Genomic DNA, 19,191 nt, shown 5'->3' on the forward strand with positions numbered 1-19,191 from the left:
ATTCGGGCGGCGCGCGCCCGGCGAACGGAAGTCGATGACGCGGACCGGTCGAACGACCGGCGACTGGGAGGAGAAGGCGATGACGATTCGATCCGACTGCGCGGTGCGGGCGATCGACGGCGGACCGCACCGGGTGCCGACCGCCCGGCGGCGAATCCGGCGGCGATGTCGCGCCCTGTTCCGCGGCGACGGCGGGATGAGCACCGCCGAGTACGCCATCGGCACGATCGCCGCCGCGGCGTTGGCCGGGGTGCTCTACACGGTGGTGACCGGTGGATCGGTGGTCGACGGGCTGACCTCGCTGATCGAGCGCGCCTTGCAGGACGGTGTCGGGTGACCGCCCCGGCCGCCGCGCGCCGCAGGAGCGGGGTGCGGGTGCTGCGCGTCCGGCGCTCCACCGGGCGGAGCCGGATGCGCCCGGGCCAGGACTCAGCGGCCCAGGACTCAGCGACCCAGGTCCCACCGGCCCAGGGGGACCGCGGTGCGGTGACCGTCGAAGCGGCCATCGGCATCGGTTCGGTGCTGGCGGTGTTCCTGCTGGTGCTGGCCGCGATCGGCGTGCTGCTCGGTCAGCTCCGCTGCACCGCGGCCGCGGTCGACGCGGCCCGGCTCGCAGCGCGCGGCGATCACGACGGCGCCCGCGCCGCGGTGGCCCGGTCGGCTCCGGCGGGGGCCGAACTGGTGCTCACCGCGGAGCCCGGCTTCGTCGCCGCGGAGGTCACCGCCCCGTCCGGAGCAGGTCTGCTGCCGCAGCGCTGGCGCAGCAGCCGGGCCGTCGCCGCGCTCGAACCCGAGGCGGGAGCACCGGAGGTCGCGGGACCGGGGCGGCAGCAGGACTCGACGGGCGTGCTGCCACCGGACCGGCCGCTGGAGCCACCACCACCGAGTTCGGCGCCACCCGGCGTGGGCGCCACCGCGGGCGCATCGGACCACGCCGCCGGCCCAGACCGGACGGTGCCCACCCCGGAACCGGCCGCATGAGTGCGCGCCGGGCGGGCGCGCCGCCGAGCGCGCCCGCCCACCGCGACCCCCGCACCGACGACCCCCGCACCGACGACCCCCGCACCGACGACCGGCAGAACGGAGACGAGCAGAACGGCAACGGACCCGAAGCGAACAACAGGCCCGACACACGAGCGGATCCCCCCGACCGCGGCGTCGCCACCGTGCTCGCCGCGGCCCTGATCCTCAGCACGATCACGATCGTGGGTTTCGGCATGGTGCTCGGATCGGTCATGCTGGCCCGGCACCGCGCGGACGGCGCCGCGGACCTGGCGGCGCTCGCCGCCGCGTCCCGGGCGCAGCAGGGCGGTGCACCCGCCTGCACCGCGGCGCGCGAGGTCGCGGCGGAGGCCCGGGCGCGGCTCCTCGACTGCGAACTGGTGGGACCCGACGCGCGGGTCGTGGTCGAAGTCCGCGCCCCGATCGCCCTCGGCGCGCTGCCACCGCAGGTCACGGGGCGTGCGAGGGCAGGCCCCGTCACCCGTTCGCCGCAGGGCGGCCCGCGCTGAGCGGTTCCGCGCCCCGGCTGAACGACCGGTGAGCGCGATCACGCGGCCGCGGACCGACACTCCGGCATATCAGCGCCCCTCCCGGCGACCCGACGCTCGTCGCCGCTGAGCGACCGGTCGTCGACATGGGGGGTGTACGAGCCCGGGTGGGATGACGTTGATTGATGGAGCGGAAGCGAGCAGGAGATCCCGACATCGTGGTCGGTCTCAGGTGACGGGTCGCGGGGCAGCGACCACACCGGTGCGAAGGCATCCGCCACGGTCAAGTGAGGAGAAGTAATGGACTGGTCAGCGGACAGGGGGCCCAGCGCTTCCGGAGCGAACGCTCCCGGAGGAGCCGGTGCCGCCGTGGAGGCCAGTGTCACCGGATGGGCAGGTGCCTTCCGGATCGAGCTCCGGGTGCAGGCCATCGAGCTGGCATCCCGCGGCTGGTCGGTGCTGCCCGGCACCTTCCCGGTCGGTTCCGAGGCGGGCGCCCGCGTCTGGTCCGGTTCCGACGCCGCACACCCGGCGGGTGTCGCGCACCCCGTTCCCGTGCACGCGGACTGGCAGGACCGGCTCGGTGCCGGCGTCGCCCAGGTCGCCCAGTGGTGGTCCGAGCAGCCGTACAGCCTGCTCGTCGCCACCGGTGACCAGGTCGAGGCGTTGGAGACCGGAGCCGAGCTGGGCAGGCGCACCGCACGGGCGCTGCGCTCGCTGGGCGTCCCGGTCCCGATCGTGGCGACCCCGGACGCCCGCTGGTACTTCCTCGCCGCAGGCGGCTCGACCACCGCGGCGTGCCCCGAGCTGGTCGCGGCCGGAGCGGTCCGCAGGCACAGCACCGGCAGCTGGCTGCCGGTTCCCCCGAGCACCTTCCACCACGGAGTCGTGCACTGGCGGGTCAAGCCGGAGGTCTGCGGGTGGCGGTTGCCGTCCCCCGAGATCATCGGTGACGCCCTGCGCATCGGTGCCGACGCCGTCCAAGACGTGGCCGAACTCGTCGTCGCGGGCAACTAGCCCGCTTCGACCGCGAACCAGAGTCGCCAGGGCACTGGACGCCCGACCCGTCCAGCAGGGCACCCCCGATGGGGACCGACGGCGGGGACGAGGGGGACCGGCGAACCCCCTCGCCCACCCGATCCGCCGTAGGCCCTAGCCCTGCCCGGCGCCTCCCCCGTGCGCGGTCGAGAGCACGTCGAGAACAGCCACCGCCCCCGCCTTGTCCAGTGGTTCATTGCCGTTCCCGCACTTCGGCGATTGAACGCAGGACGGGCAACCCGCCGGGCAGTCGCAGGAGACGATCGCCTCCCGCGTCGCGGCCAACCAGGGGAACAACGCGGCGAAGCCGCGGTCGGCGAAGCCGGCTCCCCCGGGGTGACCGTCGTGCACGAACACCGTGGCCCGACCAGTGTGTTCGTGCAGGGCAGTGGAGACACCACCGATGTCCCACCGGTCGCAGGTCGCGAACAGCGGGAGCAAGCCGATCGCCGCGTGCTCGGCGGCGTGCAGCGCGCCGGGGATGCGCGCCGGGTCCAGCCCGGCGCCCCCCGGCGCGCTGTCGGTCAACAGCTCATCGGAGATCGTGTACCAGACGGCGCGGGTGACCAGCTCGTGCGCCGGCAGGTCCAGCGGCACTTGGTCGAGCACCTCGCCGGAGGGCAGGGTCCGCAGGTAGCCGACGACCTGCGAGGTGACCTCCACGTCCCCGAGGCACACGGTGATCCCCGGTGCGGGGTGCCGTTCCTCCACCGTGGCGAGCACCGAGATGTCCACGACGTCGCGCGGCGAGGTGCTCCACTCCGGGTTCTCCGAGTGCACCAGCGCGATGCCGCCGTCCAGGTCCAGCTCGTCCACCACGAACGACTGGCCCTGGTGCAGGTAGACCGCGCCGGGGTGCACCGAGGCGCAGGCCGAATCCGGGTCCACGGTGCCGAGCATCCGCCCGGAGTCCCCTTCGACGACGGCGATCTGCTGCCCGCCGGAACCGCGCAGCTCCACCTCCCGGTGCGGGCGTTCGCGCTCGGTCCAGTACCAGCCGCGCGGCCGCTTGCGCAGCACCCCGGCCTCGGTGAGCGCTTCGGTCGCAACACGCGCGGGGGCACCGCCGAAGATCTCGAACGCCGCTTCGTCCAGCGGTAACTCGGCCGCCGCGCAGGCCAGGTGCGGTTCGAGCACGTAGGGGTTCGCCGGGTCCAGCACCGTCGACTCCACCGGCCGGTCCAGCACGGCGGGCGGGTGGTGCACCAGGTAGGTGTCCAGCGGGTCGTCCCGGGCGACGAAGATGACCAGCGCGTCGTCCCCGTCGCGCCCGGCTCGCCCGGCCTGCTGCCAGAACGAGGCGAGCGTGCCGGGGAATCCGGCGACGACGACCGCGTCCAGGCCCGCGATGTCCACGCCGAGCTCCAGCGCGTTGGTGGCGGCGACGGCGAGCAGTTCCCCGCTCAGCAGCGCGCGTTCCAGCTTCCGGCGGTCCTCCGGCAGGTAACCACCGCGGTAGGCGGCGACCTTGTCCACCAGCGAATCGTCCACTTCGGACAGCGCGCGGCGTGCGCTCAGCGCGGCGAGCTCGGTGCCGCGCCGGGACCGGATGAACGCGAGCGTGCGGGCGCCTTCGACGACGAGTTCGGTGAGGATGCGCGCGGCCTCCGTCCCGGCGGAGCGGCGCACCGGCGCGTCGTTCTCCCCGGAGACGTCCTCCAGCAGCGGTGGTTCCCACAGCACGACGGTGCGGGCGCCGCGGGGCGAACCGTCCGCGGTGACGGCCCGGCACTCGGCGCCGATCAGCCGCTCGCCCAGCGAGGCCGGGTCCGCCACCGTCGCCGAGGCGAGCACGAACACCGGCTCCGCGCCGTAGTACCGCGCGATCCGCCGCAGCCGCCGCAGCAGCAGCGCCACGTGCGAACCGAACACGCCCCGGTAGGTGTGGCATTCGTCGACGACCACGTAGGACAGGTTCCGGAAGAACCGCGCCCAGCGGGAGTGCTGGGCGAGCACGCCGTGGTGCAGCATGTCCGGGTTGGTGAACACCCACCGGCCGTGCGCGCGCACCCAGTCCCGCTCGACGAACGGGGTGTCCCCGTCGTAGGCGGCGGCGCGGATCCCGTCGAGGCCCAGTTCGGTGATGGACCGGAGCTGGTCGGCGCCGAGCGCTTTGGTCGGGGACAGGTACAGCGCGGTGGCCCGGGCGTCGGTGAGCAGCCGGGTCAGCACCGGCAGCTGGTAGACCATCGACTTCCCGGAGGCGGTGCCGGTCGCCACGACGAGGTGCTCGCCGGACCGCGCGGCTTCGGCGCCTTCGGCCTGGTGGCTCCAGGGGCGTTCGGCGCCGCGAGCGCGCAGCGCCTCGACCAGCGGTTCGGGCGCCCAGCTCGGCCAGTCCGCGTGCTCCGCGGGGCGGTCGGCGAGCTGCTCGACGTGCCGCAGCGGTGATTCCTCGGCGGACGTGCCTGCCAGCACTCGGTCCAGCAGCCGCTTGCCGCTGCCGGGCCTGCCCGCCTTCCGGTGTGCCGAGTTCACGTGGTCGAGCGTCGCACAGCGCTGTTCCCGCACCGCACGCGCTCGGAGTCGAGCCCGTCCGGCGGCCCGGTGATCTCGTTCGGGTGGACTCGCCGGCCGGCGCGCCGTCGCGGCCCGGTGCGCGGCCGGTTCGGGTGTGAGGTGACCTCCGGGCGCGGCCGAGGCGCTCGCGCGGCGGCGTCCGCGCGGGAATCCAGGGCCGCGACACGCCGGACGGGTTCGGCTGCGACACGCCATACACGAAGTCACCCGTTCGGTCCACGTAGAAGTGTGTCCGATCGGGTGATCAAGTCCTAACTGGATCGATCACTCGATAACGAAACAGCACGTCGTTGCGAGGCGCACATCACACCGTGAAGTAAGACACGTCAGGCCTGAATAGACTTCGCGGCCACGACATCGATCGCGCACGGCCCCACCGGGCCGGTCGCGGCCGAGGCCGTACCGAGCGTCGGAGTGGACGCACCACCGCCTCTCCGGCGTGCCACCGAGCCACACCCGAGGAGGACGGATGTCCCTGCTGTCCCCGGTCCAGCCCGGCTGGGTCGCCCAGGGCACGGCACCACCGAGCCCGACGCACCGGATGGACCTCGCGCAGAACGCCCCCGGTGCGTTCGATCTCAGCGGCTCCGACTACGCCGTCGTCGGCGTGGTCCTGATCATCGCCTTGGCGGCGCTGGCCTTCGGCTACGTGCTGATCAAGGAGGTGCTGGCGGCCGGCCAGGGTTCGGCCAAGATGCAGCAGATCTCGCAGGCGGTGCAGGAAGGCGCCTCCGCGTACCTCAACCGGCAGTTCCGGACGCTGGCCGGATTCGCCGTCGTGGTGTTCCTCGTGCTCTTCGTGCTCCCCGCGAACAGCACCGGCGAACGCATCGGCCGGTCGATCTTCTTCCTGTTCGGTGCGGCGTTCTCCGCCGCCATCGGCTACCTCGGCATGTGGCTGTCCACCCGCGCGAACGTGCGGGTCGCGGCCGCGTCGAACGATCCCGGCGCGGGCCGGGAGAAGGCGATGCGGGTCGCGTTCCGCACCGGTGGCGTGGTCGGTATGACCACCGTCGGCCTCGGGTTGTTCGGTGCGGCGCTGGTCGTGCTCGTCTACGCGGGCGAGGCGCCGCGGGTGCTGGAGGGCTTCGGCTTCGGTGCCGCGCTGCTGGCGATGTTCATGCGGGTCGGCGGCGGCATCTTCACCAAGGCCGCCGACGTGGGTGCGGACCTGGTCGGCAAGGTCGAGCAGGACATCCCGGAGGACGACCCGCGGAACGCCGCGACGATCGCCGACAACGTCGGGGACAACGTGGGCGACTGCGCGGGCATGGCCGCGGACCTGTTCGAGTCCTACGCGGTGACGCTGGTGGCGTCGCTGATCCTCGGGACCGCCGCGTTCGGGCTGAAGGGGCTGCTGTTCCCGCTGATCGTGCCCGCGATCGGCGTGGTCACCGCGGTGATCGGCGTGTACCTGACGAAGGCCAAGGCGGGGGAGAGCGCGCTGACCGCGATCAACCGCTCCTTCTTCATCTCCGCGGGGATCTCGGCGGTGCTGTGCGCGGTGGCCGCGCTGGTGTACCTGCCGAGCTCGTTCTCCGAGCTGGCCGGGGCCTCCCCGGAGGTCGCGGGTGCCAGCGGCAGCCCGGCGCTGATCGCGCTCGCCGCGGTGCTCATCGGCATCCTGCTGGCCGCGGTGATCCTCAAGCTGACCGGCTACTTCACCGCCACCGAGCACCGCCCGGTGCAGGACGTCGGCGAATCGTCGAAGACCGGTGCGGCCACGGTGATCCTCACCGGCCTGTCGGTCGGGTTCGAGTCGTCCGTGTACACGGCGCTGGTGATCGGCGCGGCGGTGTTCGGCGCCTTCCTGCTGTCCACGACGCTGACGGTGGCGCTGTTCGCGATCGCGCTGGCCGGGTGCGGCCTGCTGACCACGGTCGGCGTGATCGTCGCGATGGACACCTTCGGGCCGGTGGCGGACAACGCGCAGGGCATCGCGGAGATGTCCGGTGAGTTCGAGGGCGACGGGGCGAAGATCCTGACCGAGCTGGACGCGGTCGGCAACACCACGAAGGCGATCACCAAGGGCATCGCGATCGCCACGGCCGTGCTGGCGGCGACCGCGCTGTTCGGCGCTTACCAGGACGCGATCGTGCAGGCGGCCCGCGCGGTCTCCAGCACGATCACCGCGGACGCGTACCAGGTGTTCGCGCCGAACGTGCTGGTCGGCATCGTGATCGGGGCCGCGGTGGTGTTCCTGTTCTCCGGGCTGGCGATCAACGCGGTCTCCCGGGCGGCGGGCGCCGTGGTCTACGAGGTGCGGCGGCAGTTCAAGCAGAACCCGGGGATCATGGACGGCTCCACTCGTCCGGAGTACCACCGGGTGGTCGACATCTGCACCCGCGACTCGTTGCGGGAGCTGGCCACGCCCGGGCTGCTGGCGGTGCTGGCGCCGATCGCGGTGGGCTTCGGCCTGGGCGTGGGCCCGCTGGCCGGGTACCTGGCCGGTGCGATCGCCACGGGCACGCTGATGGCGATCTTCCTGGCGAACTCCGGTGGTGCCTGGGACAACTCGAAGAAGCTGGTCGAGGACGGGCACCACGGCGGCAAGGGGTCCGAGGCGCACGCGGCCACGGTCATCGGCGACACCGTCGGCGACCCGTTCAAGGACACCGCGGGCCCGGCGATCAACCCGCTGCTGAAGGTGATGAACCTGGTGTCGGTGCTGATCGCCCCTGCGGTGGTCACGCTGTCGGTGGGCGATTCGGCGTCGCCCGCGATGCGGATCGCGATCGCGGTGGTGGCGGCGCTGGTCGTGGTGGGCGCCATCGTGGTGTCCAAGCGGCGCAGCACGGCGATCTCGGACGCGCCCGCCGACGACGACAAGATCGTCAACGGCGCGACCTGATCGGCGCCGCCCGGCCTGCGTGCTCGGTGCGGCGGGGAGGGGCGTTCGGCGAGCTCGCCGGGCGCCCCTCCGGCGTGTGCGCTGGTGGAACTCCGTTCGGCGGGGCCCCGGTTCCGGGGGCGGCCGTCCGGGTGCGGGAGAGTCGGGGAGCACGTCGACCCGACCTGAGGGAATGCGCATGAATATCCGTTCGACGTCCGTCGCGGTGCTCGCCGCGGTCCCGCTGGCGCTGGCCGGCTGCTCCCAGGGCGAACCGCAGCAGCCCGCCCCGCCGCAGCAGGAGCAGCAGGAACAGCCGCAGCAGCAGGGCGAGCCCGCGCAGGCGAGCGCCGACGGCGTGGCCTGGGCCGGTCAGCTGTGCGGTCTCGTCGGCGGTTTCTCCGCCGCGCAGCAGCAGTCCCCGCAGGTGGACAAGACGAACACCGAGACCTTCAAGGCCTCCTCGATCGCGCAGATGACCGCCGCGCACGACGCCGCGGACCAGACGGTCACCGGGCTGCAGCAGATCGGCCCCTCGCCGATCCAGGGCGCCGATCAGGTGGCAGGCACGTTCGTGGACGGGTTCACCCAGGTCCGCGACATCCTGTCCGCGGCGAAGGGCAAGGCCGAGCAGGTCGACACCTCCAACGAGCAGGCGTTCACCACCGGCATGACCGGGGTGCAGGACGAGCTGAAGAAGGGCCAGCAGCTCGACTTCAGCGCGCAGTTCGCCGAGTTCTCCAAGAACCAGCAGCTCAACGACGCCGCGATGAAGGCGCCGCAGTGCCAGCAGCTGACCGCGACGGCCGCCCAGCAGGAGCAGCAGCTCCAGCAGCAACCGCAGCAGCAGCCCCCGGGCTGACGGCCGCCGATCCCGCCCGAACGGGGCTGATCGATCCCTCGTCCGGGCGGAGGCCCTGGTCAAGCTCGAACGGACGTTCTACGATCACGCATCGTGGACCAGCTGTCCTTCTTTTCCGCCGAGGCTCGCCACCCCCGGGTGGCCGACCTCGCGGGATTGCTGTGCGGCCCGGGTCAGGCCGTCGGGTTCGGCCGCGGCACCGCGGCCCGGCTGTCCGTGGTGGTCGCCGACGACTGGCGCGCCCGCTCGCTGGTGCGCGCCTGCGACGACCGCGGGGTGGCCGCCGAGCTCGGTCGCTCCGAAGAGGGTCACCCTCTGGTGCGAACCGCGTTCCGCGCCGACCTGACCGGCCTGGCCGGCCAGTGGCTGCGCGGCGCGGTGAAGTCGGTCCCCGCGGACTTCGCCCCGGACGGGGCGGCGCTGCGGTTGTGGGCGCTGGCCGCGGGCAGGCCGGTGCCGGGCGGGTACCTGCTCGGCCTGGACCCGCACGCGCCGGAGACCTACGAGCCGCTCGCGGTGGCCCTGGCCAGGGCCGGACTGCCCGCGCGGTGCATGGGTCCACGGGCGGGCGGACCTGCGCTGCGCGTCACCGGACGGCGCCGGATCGAGCGGCTCGCGGAGCTGGTCGGCCCGACACCCGATGGTGCGATCGAGCGAACGTGGCCACTCGTCTCCTGAGGATCACGCCACAGGTCGGGGCAGGTCACGCAACGGAACACGACCGGCACCCGATACGTTCGTACGGAACGAAAGGCGCGAGCGCAGGCGTGTTGTGTGCCACGCTGTGCCTCCCTGGGTGCGGCACCCGGGGTGCTATGCGGTGCACACTGGCGGATCGGACGCCTCCGCGAGAAGAGAGCAGGTAAGCGTGGCTGGGTCGACACGGGCGAAGCAGAGCGGCGGTAACGGCCGGGCTTCGGGGTCCTCCGGCGGGACGGACTCCGGACGTCGGCGGTTGGTCATCGTCGAGTCCCCGGCCAAGGCACGCAAGATCGCCTCCTACCTGGGCGCCAACTTCGTCGTCGAGTCCTCCCGGGGGCACATCCGCGACCTGCCGCGCGGCGCCGCCGACGTGCCCGCCAAGTACAAGGGCCAGTCCTGGGCGCGCCTCGGCGTGGACGTGGAGAACGACTTCGAGCCGCTGTACCTGGTGACCGCGGACAAGAAGGCCACGGTCAGCGAGCTGAAGGACGCGCTGAAGGAAGTCGACGAGCTCTACCTCGCGACGGACGGCGACCGCGAGGGCGAGGCGATCGCCTGGCACCTGATGGAGACGCTGAAGCCGAAGGTGCCGGTCCGGCGCATGGTGTTCCACGAGATCACCGAGTCCGCCATCCAGGCCGCCGCCGCGAACCCGCGCGACCTCGACCAGGACCTGGTCGACGCGCAGGAGACCCGCCGCATCCTGGACCGGCTGTACGGCTACGAGGTCAGCCCGGTGCTGTGGAAGAAGGTCATGCCGAAGCTCTCGGCGGGCCGCGTGCAGTCCGTGGCCACCCGGATCGTGGTGGAGCGGGAGCGGGAGCGCATCAGGTTCGTGCCCGCCTCCTACTGGGACATCTCGGCGACGATGGACGCCGGCGCGAGCGCTGAGCCGCCGCGCTTCGGCGCTCGCCTGGTCACGGTGGACGGCTCGAAGGTCGCCACCGGGCGCGACTTCGGCCCGGACGGCCGGTTGAAGAACGCCGACGTGAAGCCGCTGGACGAGCAGGAGGCGCGGCGCCTCGCGACCGCGCTCACCGACGCGCGGCTCAGCGTCTCCAGCGTCGAGGAGAAGCCGTACACGCGGAAGCCGTACGCGCCGTTCATGACCTCCACGCTGCAGCAGGAGGCGAGCCGCAAGCTGCGCTTCTCGGCGGACCGCACGATGCGCACCGCGCAGCGGCTGTACGAGAACGGCTACATCACCTACATGCGTACCGACTCGACGACGCTGTCCGAGACGGCGATCAGCGCGGCGCGCAACCAGGCCAGGGAGCTCTACGGGGACAGCCACCTGTCGCCGCAGCCCCGCCAGTACAACCGCAAGGTCAAGAATGCCCAGGAGGCGCACGAGGCGATCCGCCCGGCGGGCGAGAGCTTCCGCACCCCCGGCCAGGTCGCGAACGAGCTGGACGTCGACGGGTTCAAGCTCTACGAGCTGATCTGGCAGCGCACCATCGCCTCGCAGATGGCGGACGCGAAGGGCACCACGCTGTCGGTGCGCATCACCGGCACCGCGACCTCCGGCGAGGAGTGCACGTTCGCCGCGTCCGGCCGCACCATCACCTTCGCCGGGTTCCTCAAGGCGTACGTGGAGTCGGTGGACTCGGAGGCCGGTGGCGTCGCCGACGACGCCGAGTCACGGCTGCCGCGGCTCAGCCAGGGCCAGGCGATCACCGCGGCCGAGCTGGAGCCGGACGGGCACAGCACGAACCCGCCCGCCCGCTACACCGAGGCGAGCCTGGTGAAGGCGCTGGAGGAGCTGGGCATCGGCCGCCCCTCCACCTATGCGTCGATCATCAGCACCGTGCAGGAGCGCGGCTACGTGTGGAAGAAGGGCTCCGCGCTGGTCCCGTCCTGGGTGGCGTTCGCCGTGGTCGGGCTGATGGAGCAGCACTTCGGCAGGCTGGTGGACTACGACTTCACCGCGGCGCTGGAGGACGAGCTGGACCGCATCGCCGAGGGCCGCCAGCAGCGCACCAAGTGGCTGTCCGGCTTCTACTTCGGCGGTGAGGTCGGTCCGGGCGATTCGATCGGCCGCGCGGGCGGGCTCAAGAAGCTCGTCGGTTCCAGCGTGGAGCAGATCGACGCCCGCGAGGTGAACTCCATCCCGATGTTCACCGACGACGAGGGCCGCACCGTCTACGTGCGGGTGGGCCGCTACGGCCCGTACCTGGAGCGGCCGCTGAGCGCGGAGGAGTCGCAGCGCGCGAACCTGCCGGACGACCTGCCACCGGACGAGCTCAGCTCGGAGGTCGCGGAGAAGCTGTTCGCGACGCCGATGGAGGGCCGCAGCCTCGGCACCGACCCGGAGACCGGCCACGAGGTGATGGCGAAGGAGGGCCGGTTCGGCCCGTACGTCACCGAGGTCCTGCCCGAGGGCGACAAGTCGAAGCCGCGCACCGGCAGCTTGCTCAAGTCGATGTCGCTGGACACCGTGACCATCGACGACGCGCTGAAGCTGCTGTCGCTGCCGCGCGTGGTGGGCACCGACCCGGAGTCCGGTGAGGAGATCACCGCGCAGAACGGCCGCTATGGCCCGTACCTCAAGCGCGGGACCGATTCGCGGTCGCTGGAGACCGAGGACCAGATCTTCACGGTCACCGTCGACGAGGCGCTGAAGATCTACGCCCAGCCGAAGCAGCGCGGCCGCCGGGCCGCGGCACCGCCGCTGCGGGAGCTCGGCGAGGAGCCGGACACCGGCAAGCCGCTGGTCATCAAGGACGGCCGGTTCGGCCCGTACGTCACCGACGGCGAGACGAACGCCTCGCTGCGCAAGGGTGACGAGGTCGAATCGCTGACCATGGACCGGGCCGTCGAGCTGATCGCGGAGCGGCGGGCGAAGGCCCCGGCGAAGAAGAAGACGACGAAGTCGACCGCGAAGAGCAGCACGGCCAAGTCGACGAAGAGCACGGGCACGAAGACGACGGCGAAGAAGTCGACGACCAAGACGGCGTCGAAGTCGACCGCGACCAAGTCGGGGACGTCGAAGTCCACCACCGCGAAGTCCGGCACCGCGAAGAGCAGCACCGCGAAGTCGACGAAGAGCCCGGCGTCCCGGGCGAGCGGTTCCCGCTCGTCCTCGACCCGCAGCACCTCGTCCACCAGCGGCAGCTGACCGCGGCTCCGGGGGCGCCGGGTCGCTGATCCGGTGTCGGCGCGGCCTCGTACAGTGCGTGTCGACGCAGGCGGCGCGACGACTCCGGAGGTGACGTGGTGGCGCAGTCCCCCGACCCGGTAGCGGGCGAAGTCCCCCCGGCCACCGGAGTGTGGGCGGACATCGTCGGCCAGCCCGACGCGGTGCGCATCCTGTTCGCCGCCGCGCAGGCCGCCCACCTCCAGGTCCGCGGCGAGCCTGCTCCGGCGGGCGCGATGACGCACGCGTGGCTGTTCACCGGGCCGCCCGGTTCGGGGCGTTCGGTCGCCGCCCGCGCGTTCGCCGCCGCGCTGCAGTGCCTGGAGCCGGGCGAACAGCCCGGCTGCGGCCGCTGTTCGGCCTGCCGGACGGTGCAGGCGGGGACGCACGCGGACGTGAAGGTCGTGGTGCCGGAAGGCCTGACGATCTCGGTGCGCGAGATGCGGTCCCTGGTGCAGGCCGCGGCGCGCAGGCCCACCACCGGCCAGTGGCGGGTGGTGCTGATCGAGGACTCGGACCGGCTCACCGAAGGCGCGGCGAACGCGCTGCTGAAGGCCGTCGAAGAACCGCCGGACCGCACCGTGTTCCTGCTGTGCGCGCCCTCGGACCACCCGGAGGACGTGCCGGTCACGATCCGCTCCCGGTGCCGCGCGATGCAGCTGCGCACCCCGCTGGCCGGGGCGATCGCCGAGGTGCTGCGGGAGCGCGACGACGTCGACGGCGAGACGGCCCGCTGGGCGGCGTCGGTGTGTGGCGGGCACATCGGCCGGGCCCGGCGGCTGGCCACTGACCAGGAGGCGCGGGATCGGCGGGACCGGGTGCTGAGCATTCCGGTGGGGCTGCGCCGGTTCTCCGACGTGTTCACCGCGGCGAGTGGGCTGGTGAAGTCCTCCGAGACGGAGGCGACGTCGGCGAACGAGGACCGCAACGAGGCGGAGAAGGACGAGCTGCGCACCGCGATGGGCGCGGGCGGCACCGGCAAGGGCACGGCTTCGGCGACCCGCGGCGCGAACGCGGCGCTGAAGGAGCTGGAGAAGAAGCAGAAGTCGCGCGCCACGCGCTCGCAGCGCGACGCGCTGGACCTGGCCCTGGTGGACCTCGCCGGGTTCTACCGGGACGTGCTGGTGTCCCGGTCGGGCTCACCGGCGCCGCTGAACCACCCGGACTACGCCTCGGACGTGGCGAAGGCCGCGTCGCAGTGGACCTCGGAGTCGACGCTGCGGCGGCTGGAGGCGGTGTTGGAGTGCCGCACCGCGCTCACCCGGAACGTGAAGCCGATCATCGCGGTGGAGGCGATGGTCGCGACCCTGCACCAGGGCTGACCGTGCACGAGGGCTGACCGTGCACCCTGGCCGACCGTGCGCAGGCCGGGCAGTGCGCAGGGCTGACCGTGCACCCGGGCTGACCGTGCGAACAGGACTGATCGCGAGCCTAGGGCTGATCGTGCGCCCGAGGTCTGCCGTTCGCCGGGCTGAGCGTCCGCAGGGTCGGCCCCGGGCCAGGCCTGATCGTGCCCGGGGTCGACTACGCCCGAGGACCGACCGCGCGCAGGGAAAGGCCCCCGCACCCTCCTCCCAGAGCGCGGGGGCCGTGGTCTCGTGGGTCAGCCGCGCTGACCGAGGCCGGCGAGGCCGGCCAGCGGGGTGCCTGCCAGGCCGTCGGCCAGCGGCTTGCCGACCACGCCGCCCGCGTTGCTCAGGTCGAGCAGGCCGCTCTTGGGCGTGCCGGCGACGGCCGGCTTGGTGTTGACGGCGCTGCTGCTACCACCGGGCTGGCCGTTGGAGCCGTTCTGGCCGCCGGTGCCGGGCTTGCCGGGCTGGCCGCTCTGGGAGTCGGTGTTGGTGTTCACCTGGTCCGCGGGCAGCGAGTTGATGAGGCCGATCATCGAGGTGCCGAAGTCGTCGACGCTGTCGACGATGCCGCGCACGTCCTGGTCCTTCGCGATGCCGTCCACCGGCGTCACGCCGGAGCGGGCGCTCTGCGGGGCGGGGAGGACGCCGCCGACCGGGAGGTGGGCGCCCTGGGTGGTGACCGGGTGGGTGTGGGCTTCGGTGAAGTCCTGCAGCGCGTCGCCGACGACGTTGCCGCCGCCGGTGCGGCCGGTGGCGCTGCCTGCCTGCTCGGCGAGGGCCTGCGGCGCGCGCACCACGTCGCCGACGGTCTGCTGCGCGCCGTGCACGGTTCCTGCTGCGTGGAAGGCGGTCTGGGCCATCCCGTTGTCCACGGGCAGCTCGGCCGGGAACTGCGAGTCGGCGTGCGCGGTGCCGGCGAAGCCGACGGCGCCGGCGCCCGCCAGCACTGCGGCGGCCGTCGTGAGGCTGCGTTTCATCGCCTTGCTCCTCTCTGCACAGGCGCTCACCTGTGCGCCAGAGGTCGCAGCGTACGGAGCGGAAACCGGCCACTACTCAGCGATCACAGCCGTCGCGGTGCGTCGACCAGAAGTGGGCGAGCGGTCGATTTCCGACCCGTTCGTGTGAGGTGCGGTGAATCGCGAAATTACTGTCCGGCGACCGACGTGACGTCGATGGACTGGTTGAGGTGCTGCTGGCGCTTGGCCTGTTCTTCGCGCAGCGATTCGACCGTGTCGGCGAATTCGGCGTAGGCGTCGCCTTCGTCGTCGAACCTGCTGTACCGGCCCGCGCGTAATTCGACCGAGTGGTACTCGCGCTCCAGCACATCGGCGGTCTGCTGCAGGCTCGCGGCGCGTTCCCGGTACTTCGCGTAGCCGCCGAACGCCGCCGCGACCGCCACCAGCAGGCTGATCGCCACCGCCACCCAGCGTGCGCCCGCGACCGCCGCGGAGGCCGCCGTGACGGTGGCGCTGATGATCGAACCGGCGATGACCACGGTGTGCAGGACGTGGTCCTTCCAGCGGTGCCTGCCCGCTTCGGTGCGGTACCGCTCGATCACGTCCGGCAGGTCGGCCCGGTAGCGCTTGCGCATGCCGAGCAGGTCGCCCGCGTTCCACTCGTCGAGCTGGTGCTCGCGGTGCGCGCGTTCCAGCTCGCGGAGCTCGGCGGCGACCGACCGCACCGAGAAGTGGTGCCGGTAGGCGGTGCGCGCCGAGGCGGCGACCGAACCCACCGGGATCACCGCGACCAGCACCGAGACCGCCACCGGGGGTGTCAGCAGCACGATCCCGGAGATCGAGAGCCCGGTGAGGGCCAGGTTCCCCGGATAGGTCCAGATCAGCAGGAGACGTTGCAGGATGCGCGCTCGGTAGAGCTGTTCGGACAGCTCGCTGATGCGGCGCTCCCAGTCCTGCGGCTGGGTTTCCCCGGCGATGACCCCGCCCCCAATGATGCCCGTGCCCGCGTCCCAACGCTCCATCACATCGATCCTTCCGGCGTCACTGTGATCGAAGTAGTTCCCCAAGTACGACGACAATCGACCGGTCGGGTGATAGCTGATTGGGCTGATCGGCCTACACCCTGTTGCACCATGTGATCACCGCAGGTCGGTCGTGAGGATTCTTCACCAAAACCCGCCAGTGATAACAGTCGATGGCGCAAGTGCTCAGTCGCCGTGACTACTCGCCCCGGATCGGGGCTCTCCACTGTGGCAGCGCGCCCGTTCGGCCCAACCACGTGGGCCACGGTCGGCTCATCGCACCCTCCTGCTATGGGGCGCGAGGCGTGCTCGCCGAGGTGTCGGCCGCGGCTGCGGCGGTCGGTGTCGCAGGTGGTTCGGGGGTGTGCGGCGGAGTCGTGCGGCTGGTTCTCGGGCCGATTCGACAACTGGTCTCGGGCGGTCTCGAATCGGTTTTCCGGATTCGTTCCGGAGGCCGGTTGTCGCCGATCTTCGGATCGGGACCGGGAGTCCGTTCCGGAGGTGTCGATGGGGTCGTTCGCATTCGGCGGTATTCGCCGTTCCGGCAGTTCAGTTCGGCCTGTCCGAATGTCGAGATGATCTCTGCGGATGACCCGCGGATGCGGAATTCGGTGCGGCCGAGTGGAATGGCCGTGGTCTGCGATTTCCGCGATCGGTCCCCCGTCAGGAGCGCGGAAACCCGGTTCCGGTCACGGCCCGCGGTGGAGTGCGGACGGGGATGAAAAAAGACCGCAGGTCCACCGGGGTGGGCCTGCGGTCTTCTCGGCGAGCCGCCTGAGGGAATCGAACCCTCGACCTACGCATTACGAGTGCGTCGCTCTGGCCGACTGAGCTAAGGCGGCGTTGCGGAGCAAGTGTAGCGGGTGGCCCCGGCAGCCCCGGCGGAGGGGTTGGGCGGGCCGACCGCCGAGGTGGGTGTCACCGGTTGCGTCGAATTTAGCCGTCACTCGGACGAGCGCTCGTCGTTGAGGGGTTCGGTGACGATCGTCACCGGTTCTCCTAGGGAAGGCAGGTCGGATGCGATCAGCTCGACCGCTGCGTCGTTTCGCCGCCGTGACGGCCGTCTCGCTGGCCGTCGCCGGGCTGAACCTGCCCGCGGCGTTCGCGGACACCACGCCGCTGCCGACGCCGGTGGACCCGGACCAGCCCCCGGCGTCCGACGGGCCGGTCCAGCCGGGACCGATCACGGCCGAGGCGAGCACCGGGATCGGCGTGCTGCGGGTGCTGCCCGGCACGGTCCCTGGTCAGACGATCTTCGACGATCCCGCGTACCGGGACGCGCTGCGCAAGAACGCGATGCTGGAGCTCGGACTCGGGCTGGCGAAGTCGAAGGCCGACTCCGAGGCGTACTTCGCCTTCGAGCACGCCACCGCGGAGGCCTCGCCGTTCGGCGCCGCGATCGGCGGCTGGGCACCGCAGATCCCCGGCGCGTCGGTCTCGCAGACCGCGGTGCCGGACCACGCGGAACCGGCGACGACCGGGGTGCAGCCGCCGCCGTCCCCCGCGGACGCGCTGGTGAAGCTCGGGCTGCTCGAAGGCAGCGCGCACGCCCGGTGGGACGAGCGGCTCGGGCCGTGCGTGTCACCGATCTCGGAATCGAGCAGTTCGCTGGCGAGCCTCTCCGCGGTGAACGTGCTGCCCGCGCTGCCGGACACCCGGCAGCAGGACGGTGACCAGCCCGCGGCGCTCGCAGGCGCTCCCGGCTCGCCCGCTCGGCTCGGCGGACTGCTCTCCGGTGGAGCACCGACCGAATCGGGCGCGGGCTCGCTGGTGAACGTGCCGGACGCGGTGCGCGCGCACTCCGAGGTCGAACTGGTGGACGTGCCGGGCGTGGCCGGCAAGGCGGTGCGCTCCACCTCGACGATGCAGCTGGCGAGCGTGCGGCTGCTGTCGGGCACGCCGCAGGAGCTGCGGGTCGACGTGGTGAGCGAGCCGACGCTGACCGTCACCGCCACCGGCGACCCGGCGACCTCCACGGTCGACTACGAGGCTCCGGTGCTGCGGGTGACCCAGGGCGGCCGCGAGCTCGTCGAGCTGGACGCGGCGAACCCGCAGGCGGACCTGCCGATCGGGCTGCCCGGAGTCCCCGGCGAGCTGCCGATCGTGGGTCCCGCCGTGAACGACCGCGTGCTCGACATCGGGGTGCTGCGGCTGAGCATCGGCGAACTCACCCAGCAGGCGAACGGCACCGAGCTGCGCGCCGGAGCCCGGATGTTCGACCTGAAGCTGCTGCCCGGCACGGCGCTCGGCATGCCGGACGCGGCGCTGGCGGAGGTCTCCTTCGGCGAGCAGTCCGCGCGCGCCGGTGCGCCGGCGGGCGGCGTGCACTGCGACGTGCCGCCCTCTCCGGCACCCGAGCAGCCCGGGCCGCCCGCGGAGGGCCCCGCAGCCCCGCCGCTCGCCAAGACCAGCGGGGCCTACTACACGGTTCCGCTGTTCTGGACCGGCACGGGCCTGCTGCTGCTCGGTTCGGTGCTGGTGGCCGCGGTGCCGCGCCGCCGGGTGTGAGCCGGCGCCGTCCCCTCGCCCCGAACCCGGGGACGGCGGCGGGGTGAACGGACCGCTCGTCCGATCTCGTGGGACGAACGGTCCGTTCACCCGTGCCCGGATCCGCCGCCGCGACTCGGGCGGCCGTTGAGCGGGCGTGCCCCGGAGACGACGAAGGCCCTCCCCATCGGGAAGGGCCTTCGGGCTGTCCAGGGCGTCAGTGGTCGCCCTGCTCCTTGGCGCGCTCGTAGGAGCGCTTGATCTCGGCCTCGGCCTCGGTGCGGCCGACCCAGGTGGCGCCTTCGACGCTCTTGCCGGGCTCCAGGTCCTTGTAGACCTCGAAGAAGTGCTGGATTTCCAGCCGGTAGAACTCGGCCAGGTGGTGGATGTCGCGCAGGTGCTCCTGGCGCGGGTCGTCGGAGGGGACGCAGATGACCTTGTCGTCGCCGCCCTTCTCGTCGCGCATCCGGAACATGCCGACCGCGCGCGCGGTGATCAGGCACCCGGGGAAGGTGGGCTCCTGCACCAGCACCAGTGCGTCCAGCGGGTCCCCGTCTTCGCCGAGGGTGTCCTCGACGAAGCCGTAGTCGGCCGGGTACTGGGTGGCGGTGAACAACGTCCGGTCCAGCCGGATCCGGCCGGATTTGTGGTCCACCTCGTACTTGTTCCGGTTCCCCTTGGGGATCTCGATGGTGACGTCGAAGTCCACGCGGTTCCTCACTCGTTCTCGCCAGCTTGCTCGTCGAGGCTGTGCCCGACCGTCCGGCCGCCGTTGCCAGGCCGGTCCCGCATCCCG

General features: G+C 72.3%; 14 protein-coding genes and 1 tRNA gene. 10 read left to right on the forward strand and 5 right to left on the reverse strand.

Translation table 11 applies throughout. The annotated features are described in order from the left end of the window. The first annotated feature begins 79 nt into the window (after nt 1-79). The 4 genes from AC29IT_RS11255 (at nt 80) to AC29IT_RS11270 (ending at nt 2,507) form a co-directional block, all read left to right on the forward strand. The gene (locus tag AC29IT_RS11255; protein WP_358434856.1) at nt 80-337 is read left to right on the forward strand and encodes a DUF4244 domain-containing protein; all 258 of its coding nucleotides are present in this window, start codon (nt 80-82) and stop codon (nt 335-337) included. A gap of 149 nt (nt 338-486) precedes the next feature. Beyond that, a complete protein-coding gene (locus AC29IT_RS11260; RefSeq protein ID WP_488218668.1) occupies nt 487-981 on the forward strand; it encodes a TadE family type IV pilus minor pilin in 495 nt (164 codons plus the stop codon). Then, a complete protein-coding gene (locus tag AC29IT_RS11265) occupies nt 978-1,511 on the forward strand; it encodes an Rv3654c family TadE-like protein (protein WP_488218669.1) in 534 nt (177 codons plus the stop codon). Before AC29IT_RS11260 ends, AC29IT_RS11265 begins: the two co-directional genes overlap by 4 nt. 348 nt (nt 1,512-1,859) lie before the next feature. Then, complete coding sequence (locus AC29IT_RS11270) at nt 1,860-2,507, forward strand: bifunctional DNA primase/polymerase (RefSeq protein ID WP_488218670.1); 648 nt, start codon at nt 1,860-1,862, stop codon at nt 2,505-2,507. A 135-nt stretch (nt 2,508-2,642) separates the two neighbouring features. Here the strand turns inward: AC29IT_RS11270 and AC29IT_RS11275 are convergent, their stop codons facing one another. Continuing rightward, nucleotides 2,643-5,006: a DEAD/DEAH box helicase gene (locus tag AC29IT_RS11275; RefSeq protein ID WP_488218671.1), complete on the reverse strand. Its 2,364-nt coding sequence runs from the start codon at nt 5,004-5,006 to the stop codon at nt 2,643-2,645. Between the two features lie 583 nt (nt 5,007-5,589). Between AC29IT_RS11275 and AC29IT_RS11280 the strand changes: the two genes are divergently transcribed. From AC29IT_RS11280 to AC29IT_RS11300, 5 genes are all read left to right on the forward strand, one after another. After that, entirely contained in the window at nt 5,590-7,899 is a 2,310-nt protein-coding gene (locus AC29IT_RS11280; protein WP_358435086.1) for a sodium-translocating pyrophosphatase, read from the forward strand. 178 nt (nt 7,900-8,077) lie between these two features. Beyond that, nucleotides 8,078-8,740 (forward strand): hypothetical protein, encoded by a 663-nt coding sequence (locus AC29IT_RS11285; RefSeq protein ID WP_488218672.1) that lies wholly within the window; start codon nt 8,078-8,080, stop codon nt 8,738-8,740. A gap of 93 nt (nt 8,741-8,833) precedes the next feature. Then, complete coding sequence (locus AC29IT_RS11290) at nt 8,834-9,418, forward strand: hypothetical protein (RefSeq protein WP_488218673.1); 585 nt, start codon at nt 8,834-8,836, stop codon at nt 9,416-9,418. 190 nt (nt 9,419-9,608) lie between these two features. Continuing rightward, nucleotides 9,609-12,560: a type I DNA topoisomerase gene (gene topA / locus AC29IT_RS11295; protein WP_488218674.1), complete on the forward strand. Its 2,952-nt coding sequence runs from the start codon at nt 9,609-9,611 to the stop codon at nt 12,558-12,560. Nucleotides 12,561-12,658: 98 nt separating this feature from the next. Then, nucleotides 12,659-13,900, forward strand: a complete 1,242-nt coding sequence (locus tag AC29IT_RS11300) for a DNA polymerase III subunit delta' (RefSeq protein WP_488218675.1) — start codon at nt 12,659-12,661, stop codon at nt 13,898-13,900. 281 nt (nt 13,901-14,181) lie between these two features. On the opposite strand, the gene AC29IT_RS11305 is transcribed toward AC29IT_RS11300, so the two are convergent. The 3 genes from AC29IT_RS11305 to AC29IT_RS11315 form a co-directional block, all read right to left on the reverse strand. Next, on the reverse strand, nt 14,182-14,907 hold the full coding sequence (locus AC29IT_RS11305) for a hypothetical protein (RefSeq protein ID WP_488218676.1): 726 nt from the start codon (nt 14,905-14,907) through the stop codon (nt 14,182-14,184). Nucleotides 14,908-15,074: 167 nt separating this feature from the next. Next, nucleotides 15,075-15,908, reverse strand: coding sequence for a DUF4231 domain-containing protein (locus AC29IT_RS11310; RefSeq protein ID WP_488218677.1), 834 nt, complete (start codon nt 15,906-15,908; stop codon nt 15,075-15,077). A 768-nt stretch (nt 15,909-16,676) separates the two neighbouring features. Continuing rightward, nucleotides 16,677-16,750: transfer RNA gene (locus AC29IT_RS11315), tRNA-Thr, on the reverse strand. A 175-nt stretch (nt 16,751-16,925) separates the two neighbouring features. On the opposite strand from AC29IT_RS11315, the gene AC29IT_RS11320 reads away from it, so the two are divergent. After that, nucleotides 16,926-18,416 (forward strand): hypothetical protein, encoded by a 1,491-nt coding sequence (locus AC29IT_RS11320; RefSeq protein ID WP_488218678.1) that lies wholly within the window; start codon nt 16,926-16,928, stop codon nt 18,414-18,416. Between the two features lie 196 nt (nt 18,417-18,612). On the opposite strand, the gene AC29IT_RS11325 is transcribed toward AC29IT_RS11320, so the two are convergent. Continuing rightward, complete coding sequence (locus AC29IT_RS11325) at nt 18,613-19,104, reverse strand: inorganic diphosphatase (RefSeq protein WP_358434902.1); 492 nt, start codon at nt 19,102-19,104, stop codon at nt 18,613-18,615. Between the last annotated feature and the right edge of the window lie 87 nt (nt 19,105-19,191).

Source organism: Saccharopolyspora sp. MMCC62 (genome assembly GCF_057736575.1).